Genomic DNA, 16286 nt, shown 5'->3' on the forward strand with positions numbered 1-16286 from the left:
CTCGGCGGACGCCCGAGCGCGCGCCAGCTGGCCTTCCATTCCAACGAGAAGGTTCTGCCAGATGTCCAGCGCCTATCTGCATAGGCCTGCGGTCCATGTGATCCGGCGGAGCGAACTCTCCGACATCGACATCCCGCCGTCGGAGGTCGTTGCCTTGGTCGAGGATGCCTACCGATCCTTTGCCGGAGGCGCGTCCCGCTGCCCCACGAAGATCATGATGCCGCTGCCCGATCCCGAGCGGGACGCGGTGTCCCACACCAGGCTCGGCTATGACGGGGCGATCGAACAGGTCGGTTTCACGACACCCTACCGGCAGGGCAGCGAAAGCGCCGAGAAATACGATACGACCATCAGCCTCCATGACGACACGACTGGGCTGCCCTCGGTCTTCTGGATGGGGCCGGCATGAGCGTCTTTCCTGTGCAGGACTTCAAGCGCAACGACACGCCCGGCATCGTCACCGTGGCCGGGCTCGGCATGAGCCTGTCTGAACACTGGAAGGGCAGCGACTATCTGCCAACGCCGATCGTCGTGCCACGCGGCGCGGCGCGGCGCGAAAGCAGCCGTCCGTCCGTCCAGGCGGCGGTCGGCGGATCGAGCTGCATGGAATATGACATCCTGACCTGGCGCAAGATCCGCTTCCCGGGCGAGCCCCGCCATGGCGATCTCCTCGTCTATCCCAACACCGCCGGCTACCAGATGGATAAGAACGAAAGTGAATTCCACCAACTCCCTTTGCCGCCCAAGATCGTGCTGACGCAGCGGGACGGGCGTTTTCTCTGGAGGAAGGACGAGGGATGAGCCTCCTATCCGTGAAGACCGAGCGTATGGCGGACGGGCCCTCCGATCGGAGGGACGGCGGGCGCGGCGATCTTCATCGCCTTGAAGCGGCTGGCCCCGGTGGAGCCAGGTAGCACGATGGCGGTGCTGGTGTGCGATGCCGGCGAGACGTATCTCGACACGGTCTATGACGATGCCTGGCTGATCGAGCGGGGCCTCTTGAACAAGCCGGCACATCAGCGCCTCCACCGCTTGCTGGCGGCCTTCGAGGAGTCGCAGCGTCTGGCGGCGATCGACCACGCGCGAACGGGAACCTGAGAGATGTCTTCCACCTCTTCGCGCTACCGCGAGATCATCCAGCTTTCCGCGCCCATCGCCGGCATCCAGTTCGCGCAGGTGGCGCTGACCACGGTCGATCTTCTGATGATAGGCCTTCTCGGCCTCGGCGCGGTCGCCGCCGGAGGGCTCGGCCTCCTCCTCTACAACCAGCTCCGCACCATGGGCGTCGGCATGGTGACGGGCGTCGGCAATCTCGTCGCAGGCGCTGCGGGCCGCGCCGAGAAGCGCGGCGGATCGAGCGCCATCGATGCAACGGGGCGCGAGGACATCCGCGATCTCGTGCGCGCTTCCCTGCTGATCGCGACCGTGACGGGCCTCGTCGCCGGCCTGCTTCTGGTCGCGCTCGGCCATCTCCTGCCTTTGCTCGGGCAGGACGCGGGCGTCGTCGCGCTGGCGCGGCCGATCATGTGGGCGCTCGCGCCGGGGCTCCTGCCGATGCTCTGGATGAACGTCTTGCGCCAGTTCGCCGTCGGGCTGCGCAGGCCGGGCTCGCTTCTGGCGGTGACGCTGGTCTCGATCGGCGTCAACGCGCTCCTCAATGCCGTCTTCATCTACGGCTGGCTCGGCCTGCCGAAGCTTGGGCTCGCGGGCATCGGCCTGTCCACCACGCTGGTCCAGCTCTGGACCTTCGCGGTCTATCTGCGGATGATCCGGCGCGATGCGGCGATGCGGGAGTTTCTGGCGCTCGACGCCTGGCGCGCGCGCCGCGAAACGGTGATGCGCATCGTACGCATGGGGACGCCGATCTCGTTGACCTATGGATCGGAAGCGGCGATCACCTCCATCGCCTCGCTCTTCATGGGCACGTTCGGCCCGGTCGCCCTAGCGGCGTCCAACGTCGTCAACCAGCTCGCCTATATCGTGTATCAGGCCAATATCGGCCTCTCGCAGGGCACGTCCATCCTTGTCAGCCGAGCGCTCGCGCGCGGCGAGCGGAACGAGATCGGCCGCATCGCTCTCCAGGCGCTGACGATCAGCCTGTTCCTTATGAGCGCGATCGGCCTCGTCTACATTCTCTTACCCGAAGCCGTACTTCTGCCCTTCCTGGGCGAGCGCGGCGATGGTGCGGTTCTGGCGGTCGCCTCGACGCTTCTTTGGTTCGCGGTCGCGCACCAGATCTTCAAAGGCTCGCAGAACATCTGCGTCGGACTGTTGCGCGGGGTCGGCAACACCAAGGCGGGCCTCACCAACACGCTGATCGGCTATTGGCTGATCGGTATCCCGGCCATGGCCCTATGCGCGCATGGAACGGGCTGGGGAGCCTATGGCGTCTGGTTCGGCCTGTGCCTCGGCTTTGCCGCGACGAGCCTCCTCCTGTGGCTGCGCTTTACGGTGGAACTGCGTCGTCTCGCCGTCGCTCACGCGGGGGGAGAGGGCGTCCCGACCGTCTGAGGCATAACGCCGACGGGGCCTTGCCGCCGAAGCAGATCGACATCGAAATGCGGGGGCGCGTCGGGGGCGAGATCCACGAAGCGCCCGTGCACCCGGAACACGCGCTCGATCAACCCGCTCGACGCCAGCGCCTCCGGCTCGCCGTCGAAGACGCAGCGCCCCGTTTCCAAGATGCTGATGCGATCGGCCACCGACATGGCCTGATTGAGGTCGTGGATTGCCATGACCACCGACACGCCACGCTCGCGGCTGAGGCGATAAACGAGATCCAGAAGCTCGACCTGATAGCCGATGTCGAGAAAGGTCGTCGGCTCGTCCAGAAACAGGATGCGCGCTTCCTGCGCGAGTGCGGCGGAAATCCAGGCCCGCTGGCGCTCGCCGCCCGACAGGGCGTTCAAGGGGCGTTCGGAAAAAGGCCCGAGGCCGGTGCATTCGAGCGCCCAGTCGATCGCCGCCTCGTCCTCCGGCCCATAGCTCTTGAACAGACCGACATGGGCAAAGCGCCCTTGGCGGACGAGCTGGCCGACCGTCATCTCATCGGGCGCCACCGGCTGCTGCGGCAGGAAGGCCAGATGACGCGCCAGTTCGCGCCGCCCCATGGAGAAGACCGATCGTCCCTCGATCTCCACCACGCCAGCCGCAACCCGAGCAAGGCCAGCCAGCGCCTGAAGCGCCGTGCTTTTGCCCGAGCCGTTGGGGCCGATCAGCGCGCGGACCTCTCCGGGTTCGAGTTTGAGAGCGAAACCGGAAAGGGCCGTCCTTTGGCCGTAGCGGATCGTCAGGTCGTGAGCGCGAAGACACATCGGTTGATGACGCATGGGTTCCTCATGGCGTTCGACGCAGGAGTGCAATCAGCGCCGGTACGCCGCACAGCGCGGTGACGACGCCGATCGGAATTTCATCGGCTCCCCCGAGGAGCCGGCCCAGAAGGTCGCAGACCGTCACGGTGATGGCGCCGAGTGAGACCGTCAGCGGCAGAACGAGCGGGAAATGCCCGCGCGCCAGCCTGCGCGCGAGATGAGGCACGATGAGACCGACAAAGACGATCGGCCCGACCGCGCCGACCGCGCTGGCGGCGAGCGCGCAGGACACGAGAAGAACGGCCGAGAAGTCGCGGGCGTAGGCGAGGCCGAAGGAGCGCGCGACGCTGGATTCGAAGCGCAGGAGTTCGAGCGGCCGCCGGATGAGCGGCAGCACGGCCAACCCTATGAGCGTGAAGGGCGCGAGAAACACGACATGTTCCCATCGCCTGGCATAGAGACTGCCCGACAGCCATTCGAGCAGCACCTCCAGGCGCGTCGAGCCCCAGCCCGCCACGATCCCGAGCGCCAAGGCCTGGAGCAGCGCGCCCATCGCGATGCCGCAGAGCGTCAGCCGGAGGGGGCCGAGATCATGGCGCAGCGTCATGAGATAGATGAGGCTACCGGCGGCCAGGCCGCCCAGCATTCCGACGGTTGGAAGCCAGGACGAGGGAAGCTCGACCAGCGTGTTGGAGCCGGGATCGTGGCTATAGACGACGATCATCAGAAACAAGGTGACGGCGAGGGTCGCGCCCTGCGACACGCCCATGAGCGAGGGGTCGGCGAGCGGATTGCGCGTGATGGTCTGGAGCAGGAAACCGGCCGTCGCCAGCTGCATTCCCGCCAGCATCCCGGTGACGATCCGGGGCAGGCGGATGTCGAGGATGATCGAGCGCGCTTCGGCGCTTCCGCCCCCTGTCAGAACCGAGGCGACGTCGCCGAGCGGCAGGTCCGCGACGCCGAAGAAAACCGCGACGAGGGGCGCGAGGAGCGTCATGCCGATCAGCGCCGGCAGGAGCCAGCGCTCTGGCGGCCGAGCAACGGACGAGGATACCGAAATCGTCATCGCTTTCCCTCGACGGCCAAGGTGCGCGGGCGTTGAACGAGATAGAGAAAGACCGGCCCGCCGATCAGCGCCGTGACGAGGCCCACCGGCAGTTCGCGCGGGGCCGCCATACTGCGTGCGATCAGGTCTGCAATCACCGTCGTCAGGCCGCCGATGGACGCAGTGAGCGCAATCGCCCATCCCGATCCGGGTGGTCGAAGCAGGCGGGCGATATGGGGGGCGGCGAGGCCGATAAAGGCGATCGGCCCCGCCACGGGCACGATGCCGGCGACCGGCAGCACGGCGAGAAGCAGCACGAGGGGTCGCCACAGGGCCAGCCGCAGCCCCATGCCCATGGCCGCCCCGTCGCTCAACGAGAGTAGGTCCACGACGCGATGGATCGAAAACGCACCGGCCAGCGCCAGCACGACGAAGGGCGCCATGGAGGCCAGATGCGGCCAGGATCGCCCCTGCAACCCGCCGGACAGCCAGAACAGAAGCGAGGGCACCTGCGGCCCGCTGAGAAGCAGAATATAGGTCGTCACGGCATGGAGGAAGAGCGACACACTGATGCCGCCGAGCGCCAGATGAAGCGGGCTCGCCATCCGCCCCGAGGCGATCAGGAAGGTGGCGCCGGCCGCCGCCATGCCGCCGACGAAGCCGACCAGCGGATACCAGACCGAGGACAGGGAGGGGAGGAACACGAAGGCGGCGACGATCGGAGTAACCGCCCCTGCCGTCACGCCCGTCAGGCCCGGCCCCGCCAGCGGGTTGCGCGTCAACGATTGCAAGAGAAAACCCGCCAGAGCCAGCCCCGCGCCCGCCAGACAGGCGGCAAGGCTTCGGGGCAGGCGCAACGTCCAGACCAGGATCGTATCGACGCGGCCCGCTCTCGACAGGAGAGCGTCGATCACGGTACCGGGCGGCAGCGTGCGGTCGCCCAGCATCAGCCCGCCGAGGATCGCGAGCGCCGCGAGGGCGAGGAGGAGGCCGGTCAGGACCGGCATTCGAAGGAGATCGCCGCGCGGCGGCGAAGCGGCGCGGGAGACGGTCATTTCTGCAGGGCGGCGGGGATGATCTTGCCCGCTTCAGCCCGGACATCCACGGCGGGGAACGTGTCGGGGTAAAGGAAATGCGCGGCCTCGCGCAGAACGATCTCGCGCGCGATCGGGCCGTTCGTCTCCACCCACTGATCGCCGACATAGTGGACGCGCCCGTTCTTCACGGCCGACAGCTGGCTCCAGATCGGGTTGTTTTCCTGCGGCCGGTCCGGGCCGCTGTCGTAAACGAAGATGACCTCGGGGTCCTTCTCCAGCATGGCCTCCAGGCTCATCTCCATGCCGAAGCGGCCGCCTTGCGTCATCGGCCCGACGATATTGTCGCCGCCGAGCGCCGCGACGATCGAGGCTGCCGTGTTCTCCGTGTGGAAGGAGAAGGGCGTGTCGCCTGCCCACATGATCTGGAAGCGGGGATGGACGTCTTTGGGCGCCTTCGCGAGATAATCTGCCAAATGCTGCTTGAAGGAGGCGTTCAGCGCTTCGCCGCGCTCGGGCTGGCCGAAGATCTTGGCGAGGTCGGAGACTTCCCGGAAGCTCTCGTCGTATCGCTCGATGTCATAGGCGAGGTAGGGCGCGATCTGCTCGTAGGAGGCCGCATTTCCGATCGTGTAGCGCTTCATGGCGACGATCAGATCGGGCTTGGCTTCGCTCACCAGTTCGAGATTGGGCTTGGCGCGCTGGCCGAGCGATTTCATCTCCTTGGTCAGGCCCAGCAGGAAATCCGGATTGCGGCCCTTCGTCATGTAAGTCACGGCGAAATGGTCGGGAGCGACACCCAGGGCCAGCCCCACATCCACAGCGAGGTAGGAAATGGCGGCAACGCTGTGCGGTTCCAAAGGAACCTCGACATTCACGCCGCGATCGTCAGTAATGGAAATATTCTTGTCGCCTGCCGATGCAGGACAGTAGAAGGACAGGAAAAGGATCGAAGCGGATAATACCTTAGAATACTTCCACATACGCTGCGACTTTCTCTCGCGATGTCGATACCCCCGACCCTTAGCCGTATAACATGATAACCGCAATCATGTTTTTGACGACTTCAATCCGTGTTCGCAGGCCAGACTGGTCTGCCTCAGAAAGTTGGTCGTCCGATGGTCCGCCCCTATTAGATGCCCCGGTTCAGATCAAAAGCATGGATGGTTTGTCGGCGACATTTGAGTTCGCCTGCGAAGCGGGTTTGGGTTGCGCAGTCAGGCCCGGCACGGCGGCTGGAGCGGGTAGACGATAGCCCAGGCTCGAGTGTGGACGCTCAGTCTTGTCGTGCTGACGCCAGCTCTTGATGATGCGGGCCTCGGCATGGCTGTAGAAGATTTCGCCGTTCAGGCGTTCGTCCCGAAGCTTGGAGATGACGCTCTTGCAATAGCCATTCTCTCAAGAGAAGCCTGGCTCGGTGAAGACAATCATGGCACCGACCGCCGTGACCCAGTCGCGCACTGCCTTGGCAGTGAACTCGTGACCATTGTCGGAGCGGATGTGTCCTGGCGCGCCGCGCTGGATCAAGAGGTCGGACAGAACATCGGTGGTCGGTGGACTCCCGCTTCCCGTCGATCCGGATGGTGAGGCACTCACGGGTGAACTCGTCGATGACGTCGGCGAGAAACGCGCAGCGTTCGTCGCCCGGCATGCGGAACTTGCGCCCGTTGTGGGAGCAGTGATCCATAAACCCATAGGTGAATGTGCTCTGAAGCGGTCCATCGACAACCAGCAGACTGTGTGACACCTGCTGTCGTCGTCGGGTGGATTTGGCCCGGTGTGCTCGGGCACGAACCGTGCCCGCCACCTTCCATCCGATATCGGCGTCACGGCTGGCTGCGGATAGGCTCCTTGGGGGCCGGGTCGAAGCCGATGAGGTCGCTCGTCAGCTTGGCATAAGTGCCATCCGCCACCATCTCGGCGAGCGCCTTGTCGATGGCGGCCGTGAGTTCGGGCTTGCCCCTCTTGATCGCGAAACCCTTCTGGACGCGGCTGACATAGTCGTCGGTCATGACAATCGGCAGCTTGGCTTCCTTGATGGCCCAGGCACCGGCGATCGAGTCCGTGATGACGGCGTCGACATTGCCGTTGACGAGATCCTGGATCGCATCGGCGTCGGCCTTGTAGCCCTTCACGCTCGCGCCCTTCTCCTCGGCGATCTTGGAGAATGTGGATGAGACGAGCGCCCCCACCGTCTTTCCCTTGAGGTCTTCGGCGCTCCTGATGGGGGAGGATTTCGGCGTGAGAATGCGACCGCCCGATTCCAGCCAGCCGTCCGCGAAGGTCACGCGCTTCTGGCGCTCCGGCGTGATGTCCATGGCGGCGGAGATGACGTCGAACTGGTCGGCTTCGAGGCCGATGAGGAGCGAGTCCCATTTGATGAGAACCGGGGTGTACTCCACTCCCATGCGACGAGCGACCTCCTTCATGACGCGGATTTCCAGCCCATCCAGCGTGCCGTCGGGAGCGCGCATGCTGAAGGGCGAGAAGGTGCCCTCGGTCGCGGCCTGCAGCTTACCCGGAACGAGGAGTTCGGGCCCTGCCGCCCACGCGGGTACCGCAAGGGCGAGGGTGGAAAGAGTGGCGAGCGCGAATGCGATGGTCTTCAACGGCATAGCACTGTCCTTCGTGGGGAGGGTCCGGGGAGAGTTCATGTCCGGCCGGTCAGGCGGCCAGGGCGTAGCGGCGCTCCAGGACAGCCGCGAGCTGGGAAAGGATCGTGGTGAGCGCGAGATAGATCAGCGCGACCGCGATGTAGAATTCGAAGGGGCGGAAGGTCGAGGCGATCAGCGTCTGGGCGTAGAGCGTCAACTCGATGACCGTGATCGTCGAAAGCAGCGAGGTGTTCTTCAGCGTCGAGATCGCCTCGTTGGTGATCGAGGGCAGGATGATGCGGAACACCTGGGGCAGGATGATGCCGCGCATCGTCTCGGCCGGGCTGAAGCCCATGGCGAGGGCCGATTCCATCTGGCCGCGCGGGATGGCCGAGAGGCCGCCGCGTATGATCTCGGCGACATAGGCCCCGCTGTTAATGCCGAGCGCCAGGACGCCCGCCGTGAAAGGCGACAAGCGGATGCCGAAGGGCGGCAGGCCGAAATAGACGATGAAGACCTGGATCAGCGTCGGCGTGCCGCGGATGAACCAGATGTAGAACCGCGCCGCGCCCCGCACGAGGGGAAAGCGCGAGCGCTGGGCCAGCGCCGCCGCCAGCCCGCAGGCCCAGCTCACGATGATGGTGAGGATGGTCAGCCAGAACACCGTCCAGGCGGCGAGCGCGAAGCCAGGCCCGTAAAGGCGGATGTCGGAAAGGAAGGCGTCCATCGCGCTCAAGCTCCCTGCCGCCCCGCGCGGGGCAGATCGTCGTGCAGAATGCGGTGAAGGAACTGGCGCAGCCGGTCGCTTTCCGGGTGGCGCAGAATGTCGGGCGGCCCCTGTTCGGCCATCACGCCCTTGTCGAAGAAGACGACGCGCGAGGAGACATCGCGGGCGAACGCGATCTCGTGGGTGACGAGCAGCATGGTCATGCCCTCGGCGGCGAGAGACGCCATCAGCCCGAGCACCTCGTGGACGAGTTCGGGATCGAGCGCGGAGGTCACCTCGTCGAACAGTATGAGGCGCGGCTTCATGGCGAGCGCGCGGGCGATGGCGACCCGTTGCTGCTGCCCGCCCGAGAGGCGGGCGGGGTAGCTGTCGCGCTTCTCGAAGAGACCGATGCGCGACAGGAGCGCCTCCGCTTCCTCCACCGCCCGCGCGCGCGGAACTTTCAGAAGGCGGATCGGGGCGTAGACGACGTTTTCGAGGACGCTCTTGTGCGGCCAGAGATTGTAGCTCTGGAACACCATGCCTGCCCGCCGGCGCAGCGCCTGGAACTGCGCCGCCGTCGGATGGAAGCGGGACTGGGGGTCGAAGTCGAAGCGAAGCTCCTCGAAGTCGAGATAGCCGGATTGGGGAACCTCCAGCCCGTTGATCGAGCGCAGAAACGTACTTTTGCCCGATCCGCTCGCGCCGATAATGGAGACGACTTCGCCGGGCTGGACGCTCAAGGAGACGCCCTTCAGCACCTCGTTCTCGCCGAAGCTCTTGCGGATATCGCGAAGGGTGAGGATCGGAGCCGTCATAGGCGGCGCCCCAGGCGGGCGGCGCCGTCCTGCGCCCGGATCGTCCGTCCGCCGGCGCGGCTCGCAAGGTCTGGGTGACGTCGTATCATAGGGACTCGGTCTCTCGGGTCGGGAGAGGGGAGGGCCGAAACGGGGAGAAGCGGCACGAGAGACGCTATTCGGTATACCAATGGAATTCAACAAGGAAAATCATTGATTTACGGCGGAATTTTTGGGCGGGTCGATGAATTCCTGGGCGCTTCGAGCCAAGAGTTTGGGCGGATCGGATTTCCAATCCCACTTCGCTGAGCCGCCGGTTGACCGGAAGAATACCTTCGGTATACTGAAAAGGGACGCGCTACGGCCGAAGGGTGCCGCGCGGCCGTCCGACAGCGCGCCCCCCATGCGCCGAGCCCAGGTGCCCGCCCGCCTGCGCGCGTAGCCTGGGCGCAGGCGAACCTCGAGCGATGGAGCCGCATTCCATGAGCCCCTATTTCCCGATCGACGAATACGAGACCCGCTGGGAGCGCGTTCTGTCGGAAATGCGCCGACGTGGGCTGGAAACCGCCGTGGTCTTCGGGCGGGGCGGGGGCACGATGGATTCCTGCGGGGACGTTCTCTATCTGTCGAACCACTACGCGATCAGCGGCGGCATGGACTCGGCCATCTGGAGCGCGCGCTCCTTCGCCGCCGTAATCCTGCGACAGGGCCATGCGCCGCAGCTGCACATCGACGAGCCCGAGGTGCGCTCCGACCTCGTTTCCGTGTCCGACGTGCGCTCTTCGACCCATCCGTTCCGCAGCGTCGCGAAATCGCTCGTGGAGGCCGGCGTGAGCGGGCCTGTGGCGCTGGTCGGAACGCACTTCATCCCGGTGAAATATCACGGCCAGCTTCTGGAGGAGGCGCCCGCCATCGAATGGGTGCCGACGGACGACCTCGTGCGTTCGGTGCGCCGCTACAAGAGCGCACGCGAACTCGACGCCTATCGTATCGGCGGCGAGGGGGCGACGGTCGGGCTGAACCGACTGATGGAGGGGCTGATCTCCGGCCTGTCCGAAGAGGAAGCGGCGGGCGAGGCAGCGCGCGAGGTGGTGCGGCGCGGCGGCCGGCTCCAGATGATCGGCTGCAACCACGGGGCCACGCTCGGCTTCGACCAGCGGTTTCCGCTGACCGGTTACAGCGCCGACACGCCGCAGCCCGGCGACATGGTGACCGGCACGATCCACGCGGCCTTCTTCCAGGGCTACTATATGGACCCCGGCCGCACCGGTGTGCGGGGCCGCCCGACGCCCGACCAGCGGCGACTGATCGAGGCGGCGGCCGATATCGTCCAACGCCTTTCGGATATGACCCGGCCGGGCACCCGGTTCCTCGACGTCGCGGCGGAGGGCGACCGGTTGACCGCCACCTTCGGCGGATCGGTCTCAGCCATCATGAAGAATTTCCCGTTCTTCGGCCACAGTATCGGCCTCGGCTTCGAGCTGCCGCGCATCTCCACCAGCATGTCGAACGCCGACGACATGGCCCATGCGGGCATGGTGGTCGGCATCGAGGCGTTCCTGTCGCTGGAGGGCGTCGGCGCGGCCTTCTACGAAGACATTCTGATCATCGGCCGGGACGGCAACGAGTTGCTGACGCGCTCGCCGCCGCACTGGTGGGCGTAAGAACCGACCCGGCGGAGATTTCGGACGGGCTCTCGGAGCGCCCGACAAGCGCCGAGACGAAAGGGGCGGTCCGCGGGGCCCGCCCCGTTTCCTTCGTCAGTGGGCGAAGACGCCCTCGAAATCCTTGAAGCCCTTGACCTCGATCGGGTTGCCGCTCGGGTCGAAGAAGAACATCGTGCGCTGCTCGCCCGGCTCGCCGGCGAAACGCACCACGGGCGGAATGTCGAAGGCGACGCCCGCCTCCTCGATCCGCCGGCTGAGCGCCAGCCAGTCCTCCAGCGGCAGGACGACGCCCAGATGCGGCATCATCACCATATGGTCGCCGACCCGGCCGGTGCGCGTCACCTCGAAGGGCTTGCCGAGATGCAGCGAAATCTGATGGCCGAAGAAGTCGAAATCGACCCAGGTGTCGGTCGATCGGCCTTCCGCGCAGCCGAGGACGCCGCCGTAGAACCGGCGGGCCTCGTCGAGGTCGGTGACGTGATAGGCGAGGTGGAAGAGAGACCGCATACGGATTGGCTCCTGGGTTGGGTGAGAACGAGGGTTCAAAGGATCGCGCAGCCGCGCGGCAGGGACGACAGGGGTTCGGCGCCCGTCGGCGTCACCACCACCGTTTCCGAGGCACCGACGGTCCAGACGCCGTAGCTGCGCAGCGTGGCGGGCAGATGGAACACCATGCCGGGCTCGATCGGGCGCTCGACGCCGGAAAACAGGCTGAGAAGGGCGCCTTCCCCCCAGTCGGGCGCGAAGGCGATGCCCATGGAATAGCCGATGCGCTTGCGGAAGGCCGCCGTGTAGCCCTCGGCGTCGATCGCGCGTTGGGCCGCCTCGTGCGGGGCGGAACAGGGCGCGCCGGGGCGGATCGCCTCCAGCGCGGCATCCAGCGCGCGCAGCGCGCAATCCATCATGCGGCCTGCCTCGGCCGGCGGCGGGCCGATCCAGGCCGAGCGCATCAGGGCGGCGTGGTAGCGGGCGTGGCTTCCCGCCAGTTCCAGAAAGATCGGGTCTCCCGCCTCCAGCCGTCGCCGCCGCCACGTCATGTGCGGCAAGCCGCTGCGAGGGCCGGAGGAGACGAGCGGCTCCATGGCCATCGCCTCCGAGCCGGCGCGCGTCGCCTCGCCCAGCATGGCGGCGGCCACCGCGTTCTCGTCGCTCCCGGCACGGCAGGCTTCCAGGCCTGCCCGCATTCCGGCTTCGGCATAGGTCGCCGCACGGCGGATCGCGTCGATCTCGGCGGGTGACTTCACCGCGCGCAGCGGTGGCAGCAGGGCCGAGCCGTCCAGCAGCGCGTCGAGCTTCAGGCTCGCCGCGATCCGGGCGGCCAGCAGCGGCGAGACGAACCAGCCCCCCAGCTCCATCGCGGGACGCGCGATGCCGAGCGCGCCGAGGAGCCTTGCCAGCGCCTCGGCCGGGTCTTCGCCGTCGTCATATGCGGCGATGTCGGCGAGCCATGTGTTGGCGACCGCCCCCGGCTGTTCGAGGCGTCGCACCAGAAGATGCGGCGCGCCATCCACCGGCAGGACCAGCGCCTGAAAGGCGAAATAGCCGGCGGTCTGGCGTCCGGTCAGCCAGTAGATCGTCTCGGGGCTGGTGACGATCAGCGCCTCGAAGCCGGCCTCGCGCACGGCCCGTCCGGCTCGCGTCTGGCGCTCGGCGAACTCCGCTTGGCGAAAGGCCGCCTCCGAGCCCTGAATAGGGGCAAATTCGTGCATGGTTCTCTCTGCTCGATCGGGTGTCAGGCGCGTGCGAGCCACCCGAGGAAGCGGCTCTTGACGCTGTCGAAATGGAGTTCCATCGCGCTCGACGCGCCCGGCGCGTCCCCCGCCTCCACCGCGTCGATAACGGCCAGATGCTCGCGCGCCTGCTCGGCGAAGCGGTCATGGGTGCGCGTGATGGTGCAGCGGCGCGCGATGGCGCGCATTTCGGTCAGCATGTCGGGCAGGAGCGTCAGGCCCGCCGCCTCGGCCACCGCGTCGTGGAAGCGGTCGTCGTCCAGCCAGAACTGGTCGAAGGCGGTGTCCCGCCCCTCGGCATAGGTCCGCATCACCTCGCGCGAGGCCGCCAGCGCCGGCGTGAACGGCCGCCCGGCCGCCCGCGCAGCGGCCGCGCTTTCCAGGATGCGACGGACCTGGACGATCTCCAGCAGCTGTTCCAGCGTGACGGGCTGAACCATCAGAACGCCGTTGGGCAGGCGGGTGATGACGCTTTCCTTCTCCAGGCGCGAGATCGCCGCGCGCAAGGGCGTGCGCGAGATGCCGGAGGCCAGCGCAAGCGTCCGCTCGGTGAGAACGTCCCCGGTCGAGAAGGCGCCTTCGAGGATGCGTTGCTTGATGTCGCGATAGGCCTGCTGGGCCAGGGTTTCCCGTTCGCTCATGCCCGGAACCTCAACATGCGCCGACCGCGCGGTCGTGGCCGGCGGCCGATGGCTCGACCCAATCGCGGTCGAGAGCGGTGTCGAGATCGGCCAGGACGAAGACCGTGTCCGCCCGGAACTCGCGCGCTGAGCCGCCCGAATGGGCCCCAATGCCCTCGATGCGCGCTTTGCGGCAGCGCAGGCGACCGCGCGCGCTGTGGACGGTGGCGAACGGCTCGTTCGCCTCGTGCAGCACCGGATCCTGCTCGATATGCCGTTCGATGGGGCGAGCCGGGGGGAGGCCTTGGTTGGCGAGGACGGCGTCCGGATCGCCGCCGAGTTCGTGCATGTGATGGGCGAGGCTGCGTCCGGTGTCGACGCGTCGTTCGCCTAGCTCCGCAGCACTCAGCCATCCCGGCGCCGCGCGCGAGCCGACTTGGATCGGTGGCGCCGAACGGTCGCAGCCGGGCAGGCGGGCGTCGAGATGGAGCGCCGCGTCGCGCGTCACCTCTAGGCCCAGCGCCGCGCATTCGTCGGCGATGACCGCATGCGCCTTGCTTTCGGCCGAGCTGTCGGAGGGGCGGGTCAAGCAGGGGCCGCCGACCCCGAGGGCGTTGACGCGCGAGAGGACGCGCTCGACCGTCGCTGCGATCACGTCGCCCGTCATACCGACACCCCTTCGTCGACGTTCAGCGCCGTCGCGGGGCGACGGCCCGCCAGGGCTTCGAGGACGTTGCGCGCGGCCCCAAGGGCGACGCGCTCCAGCGCCTCGCCGGTGGTGCCGCCGAGATGCGGGGTGAAGATGACGCGCCCGCAGCGCCCGAGCGGGCCGGCCGGCGCACCGTGCGAATAGACGTCGAGCCCCGCCGCTAAGACGCGCCCCGCGTCCAGCGCCCGCGCCAGCGCCGCCTCGTCCACGAGCCCCGCCCGCGCCGTGTTGACGAGGATCGCGCCGGGCTTGAGGGCGGCGAGCGCTTGCGCGTCGATTAGGTGATGCGTTTGCGGGCGGAGCGGGGTGTGCAGCGAGACGAGATCGGCTCGAGCCAGGCCTTCCTGAAGGCTTGCGCAGCGGTCGAAGCCGCCGAGATCGGCGACGCGCGGCGAGTGGACGAGGACGCGCATACCGAACGCGGCCCTCAGCATCGCGCCGAGCCCCCGGCCCGTCGCCCCCCACCCGACGATCAGGGCGGTCTTCCCGGACAGCTCCACGAAGCGCTCGCGCTCGCGAAAGCCCGCCATGCCGTCCCGCTCGGCCCTGTCGGCCGCCGGAATGCGGCGCGCGGCGGCGAGCGCCAGACCCAGCGCCAGTTCGCAGACCGAGCGCGCATTGGCCCCCGGCGTGTTACAGACGAGGACGCCGCGCTCGGTTGCTGCCGCCTTGTCCACCGCATCGTGGCCCGTTCCGTGGACGACGACGACCCGCAACCGGTCGCCCGCCCGCATCGCGAAGCCGGAGAAACCCGCGTCGCGCGTGATCGCGGCCTCGCATCCCGCTACGAGACGCGCCACCATTTCCATGTCGGGCGCGGGGCAGGGGATCGGCTCGACGCCGTTGTCGCGCAGCAGCGACAGGCCCGCCTCGTGGATCGGCTGGACGATCAGACACTTCATGCGGCCGCTCCCTCGGAGCCCGGCGCCTTTTCCAGCCGAAGCAGGATCGCGTCGCGGGCGTGGTCGATATGCGCGCCCATCAACTGCCCTGCGCGCTCGCCGTCGCCCGCTCGCAGGGCCGCGATAAGGCCGAGATGCTCCTCGCAGCTCAGGCGGAAACGTTCGGGAACTTGGGTATGATCGAACATGCAGGTACGCCGGCGCAAATCCTCGATCGTCGCCAACATGGTGCGGCTGCCCGATGCGAGGGCCACGGCGCGGTGGAGGTCGTCGTCCACCCGGCGCTGCTCGTCCTCCTCGCCGGGGCCTTGGCCGAGCAGCCGCTCGACGCGCGCGGCCAAGGCGTCGAGGACTTGCGGTGCCAGCGACACGGCCTGCCGAGCACATGCCGACTCCAGCGCGGCGCGCAGGAAGAAGATTTCCTCGACCTGGGAGCGGGTCAGCCTACGTACCTTGAGAAAGCGCCCTTCCTGCGCGGCGAGCCCTTCCGCCTCGATCCGCTTGATCGCCTCGCGCACGGGGGTCCGCGACATGGCGAGAGCGTCCCCGAGCTTGGCTTCCTGCAGCGTGTCGCCCGGCGCGAGAGCGCCGGACAGGATCATGTCGAGAATCTTTCCATAGGCCTGCTGGGTCAGCCGCTGGCTCATCGCATGCCTCCTTTCGCTCGGGGCAGCCGTTTTTCCTCCAGCGCGTCGAGACAGTGGCCCAGGTCGGCGCGCGCGACGATCAGGGCGTCCTCCGCCTCGGCCTGCGAGACCGCGCGGAAGCGAACATGGCGTCCCGTCGGGCGCTGCGCCAGGCCAGGCAGGTCGACTGATGCGAGGGTCGCGATCTTGGGATAGCCGCCGGTCGTCTGCCGCTCGGCCATCAGCACCAGCGGGCGGCCGGAGGCCGGCACCTGGATCGACCCGGCGCAGGTGCCGTCCGAGACGATGTCGTGTCCGCCCTCGGCTGCGAGCACCGGACCGTCAAGTACCTGGGCCATCCGGTCGCGGGCGCTCGAAAGGACGAAGGGCGCGGACAGGAAGAGGCGCAGCATCTCGGCGCCGAAGCGATCGTCCTGCGGCCCCGGCACGACGCGCAGCGTGCGGGCCGGACGCTGGCCGAGGGGGCGGCGCAGGGCCAAGAGAGGGGCAGGGGCGGCGCGCCCGAGCGGCAGGCGGTCCCCGGC

The 16286-nt window shown here is 67.6% G+C and carries 20 protein-coding genes and 1 pseudogene; 6 read left to right on the forward strand and 15 right to left on the reverse strand.

The genetic code is table 11. The features are described from left to right. The first annotated feature begins 61 nt into the window (after window positions 1-61). From AUL28_RS11900 to AUL28_RS11915, 4 genes are all read left to right on the forward strand, one after another. Window positions 62-409, forward strand: coding sequence for a hypothetical protein (locus AUL28_RS11900; RefSeq protein WP_062232746.1), 348 nt, complete (start codon window positions 62-64; stop codon window positions 407-409). Beyond that, on the forward strand, window positions 406-801 hold the full coding sequence (locus AUL28_RS11905) for a hypothetical protein (RefSeq protein WP_062232748.1): 396 nt from the start codon (window positions 406-408) through the stop codon (window positions 799-801). The genes AUL28_RS11900 and AUL28_RS11905 overlap by 4 nt, the downstream gene beginning before the upstream one ends. A gap of 117 nt (window positions 802-918) precedes the next feature. Then, the gene (locus AUL28_RS11910; RefSeq protein ID WP_062232750.1) at window positions 919-1098 is read left to right on the forward strand and encodes a hypothetical protein; all 180 of its coding nucleotides are present in this window, start codon (window positions 919-921) and stop codon (window positions 1096-1098) included. 3 nt (window positions 1099-1101) lie between these two features. Beyond that, complete coding sequence (locus AUL28_RS11915; RefSeq protein ID WP_062232751.1) at window positions 1102-2511, forward strand: MATE family efflux transporter; 1410 nt, start codon at window positions 1102-1104, stop codon at window positions 2509-2511. On the opposite strand, the gene AUL28_RS11920 is transcribed toward AUL28_RS11915, so the two are convergent. The 5 genes from AUL28_RS11920 to AUL28_RS23680 form a co-directional block, all read right to left on the reverse strand. Beyond that, window positions 2478-3314 (reverse strand): ABC transporter ATP-binding protein, encoded by an 837-nt coding sequence (locus AUL28_RS11920; RefSeq protein WP_062232753.1) that lies wholly within the window; start codon window positions 3312-3314, stop codon window positions 2478-2480. The two genes, AUL28_RS11915 and AUL28_RS11920, sit on opposite strands and share 34 nt — an antisense overlap. Window positions 3315-3336: 22 nt before the next feature. Then, complete coding sequence (locus AUL28_RS11925; protein ID WP_062232756.1) at window positions 3337-4377, reverse strand: FecCD family ABC transporter permease; 1041 nt, start codon at window positions 4375-4377, stop codon at window positions 3337-3339. Further along, entirely contained in the window at window positions 4374-5411 is a 1038-nt protein-coding gene (locus tag AUL28_RS11930; RefSeq protein WP_082640415.1) for a FecCD family ABC transporter permease, read from the reverse strand. The genes AUL28_RS11925 and AUL28_RS11930 overlap by 4 nt, the downstream gene beginning before the upstream one ends. Continuing rightward, window positions 5408-6373 (reverse strand): ABC transporter substrate-binding protein, encoded by a 966-nt coding sequence (locus AUL28_RS11935; RefSeq protein WP_062232759.1) that lies wholly within the window; start codon window positions 6371-6373, stop codon window positions 5408-5410. The genes AUL28_RS11930 and AUL28_RS11935 overlap by 4 nt, the downstream gene beginning before the upstream one ends. A 163-nt stretch (window positions 6374-6536) precedes the next feature. Then, a complete protein-coding gene (locus AUL28_RS23680) occupies window positions 6537-6764 on the reverse strand; it encodes an integrase core domain-containing protein (protein WP_082640416.1) in 228 nt (75 codons plus the stop codon). Between AUL28_RS23680 and AUL28_RS23685 the strand changes: the two genes are divergently transcribed. Further along, window positions 6657-6977: a hypothetical protein gene (locus AUL28_RS23685; RefSeq protein ID WP_156419978.1), complete on the forward strand. Its 321-nt coding sequence runs from the start codon at window positions 6657-6659 to the stop codon at window positions 6975-6977. The genes AUL28_RS23680 and AUL28_RS23685 overlap by 108 nt on opposite strands. Window positions 6978-7216: 239 nt before the next feature. On the opposite strand, the gene AUL28_RS11940 is transcribed toward AUL28_RS23685, so the two are convergent. The 3 genes from AUL28_RS11940 to AUL28_RS11950 are packed head-to-tail and all read right to left on the reverse strand — an operon-like array spanning window position 7217 to window position 9508. Continuing rightward, entirely contained in the window at window positions 7217-8005 is a 789-nt protein-coding gene (locus tag AUL28_RS11940) for a transporter substrate-binding domain-containing protein (RefSeq protein ID WP_062232761.1), read from the reverse strand. Window positions 8006-8054: 49 nt separating this feature from the next. After that, the gene (locus tag AUL28_RS11945) at window positions 8055-8711 is read right to left on the reverse strand and encodes an amino acid ABC transporter permease (RefSeq protein ID WP_062232763.1); all 657 of its coding nucleotides are present in this window, start codon (window positions 8709-8711) and stop codon (window positions 8055-8057) included. Window positions 8712-8716: 5 nt separating this feature from the next. Beyond that, entirely contained in the window at window positions 8717-9508 is a 792-nt protein-coding gene (locus AUL28_RS11950) for an amino acid ABC transporter ATP-binding protein (RefSeq protein WP_062232765.1), read from the reverse strand. Between the two features lie 461 nt (window positions 9509-9969). Between AUL28_RS11950 and AUL28_RS11955 the strand changes: the two genes are divergently transcribed. Then, window positions 9970-11151, forward strand: coding sequence for a M24 family metallopeptidase (locus AUL28_RS11955; RefSeq protein WP_062232782.1), 1182 nt, complete (start codon window positions 9970-9972; stop codon window positions 11149-11151). Between the two features lie 96 nt (window positions 11152-11247). Here AUL28_RS11955 and AUL28_RS11960 read toward each other — a convergent pair whose 3' ends face one another. From AUL28_RS11960 to AUL28_RS11990, 7 genes and pseudogenes are all read right to left on the reverse strand, one after another. After that, window positions 11248-11661 carry a VOC family protein gene (locus tag AUL28_RS11960; RefSeq protein WP_058599716.1) on the reverse strand — a complete coding sequence of 138 codons (414 nt, stop codon included), beginning with the start codon at window positions 11659-11661 and terminating at the stop codon, window positions 11248-11250. 35 nt (window positions 11662-11696) lie between these two features. Continuing rightward, window positions 11697-12863 (reverse strand): M24 family metallopeptidase, encoded by a 1167-nt coding sequence (locus AUL28_RS11965; protein ID WP_062232766.1) that lies wholly within the window; start codon window positions 12861-12863, stop codon window positions 11697-11699. Between the two features lie 23 nt (window positions 12864-12886). Further along, window positions 12887-13525 (reverse strand): GntR family transcriptional regulator, encoded by a 639-nt coding sequence (locus tag AUL28_RS11970; protein WP_062232768.1) that lies wholly within the window; start codon window positions 13523-13525, stop codon window positions 12887-12889. A 10-nt stretch (window positions 13526-13535) separates the two neighbouring features. Next, a complete protein-coding gene (locus AUL28_RS11975) occupies window positions 13536-14171 on the reverse strand; it encodes a hypothetical protein (protein ID WP_062232770.1) in 636 nt (211 codons plus the stop codon). Further along, entirely contained in the window at window positions 14168-15115 is a 948-nt protein-coding gene (locus tag AUL28_RS11980) for an NAD(P)-dependent oxidoreductase (protein WP_062232773.1), read from the reverse strand. Before AUL28_RS11980 ends, AUL28_RS11975 begins: the two co-directional genes overlap by 4 nt. Next, window positions 15112-15762, reverse strand: coding sequence for a GntR family transcriptional regulator (locus AUL28_RS11985; RefSeq protein WP_062232775.1), 651 nt, complete (start codon window positions 15760-15762; stop codon window positions 15112-15114). Before AUL28_RS11985 ends, AUL28_RS11980 begins: the two co-directional genes overlap by 4 nt. Further along, window positions 15759-16286: pseudogene (locus AUL28_RS11990) on the reverse strand (biotin-dependent carboxyltransferase family protein); the annotation flags it as partial. The pseudogene AUL28_RS11990 and the gene AUL28_RS11985, both read right to left, overlap by 4 nt.

Source organism: Aureimonas sp. N4, assembly GCF_001463925.1.
GTDB lineage: Bacteria > Pseudomonadota > Alphaproteobacteria > Rhizobiales > Rhizobiaceae > Aureimonas > Aureimonas ureilytica_A.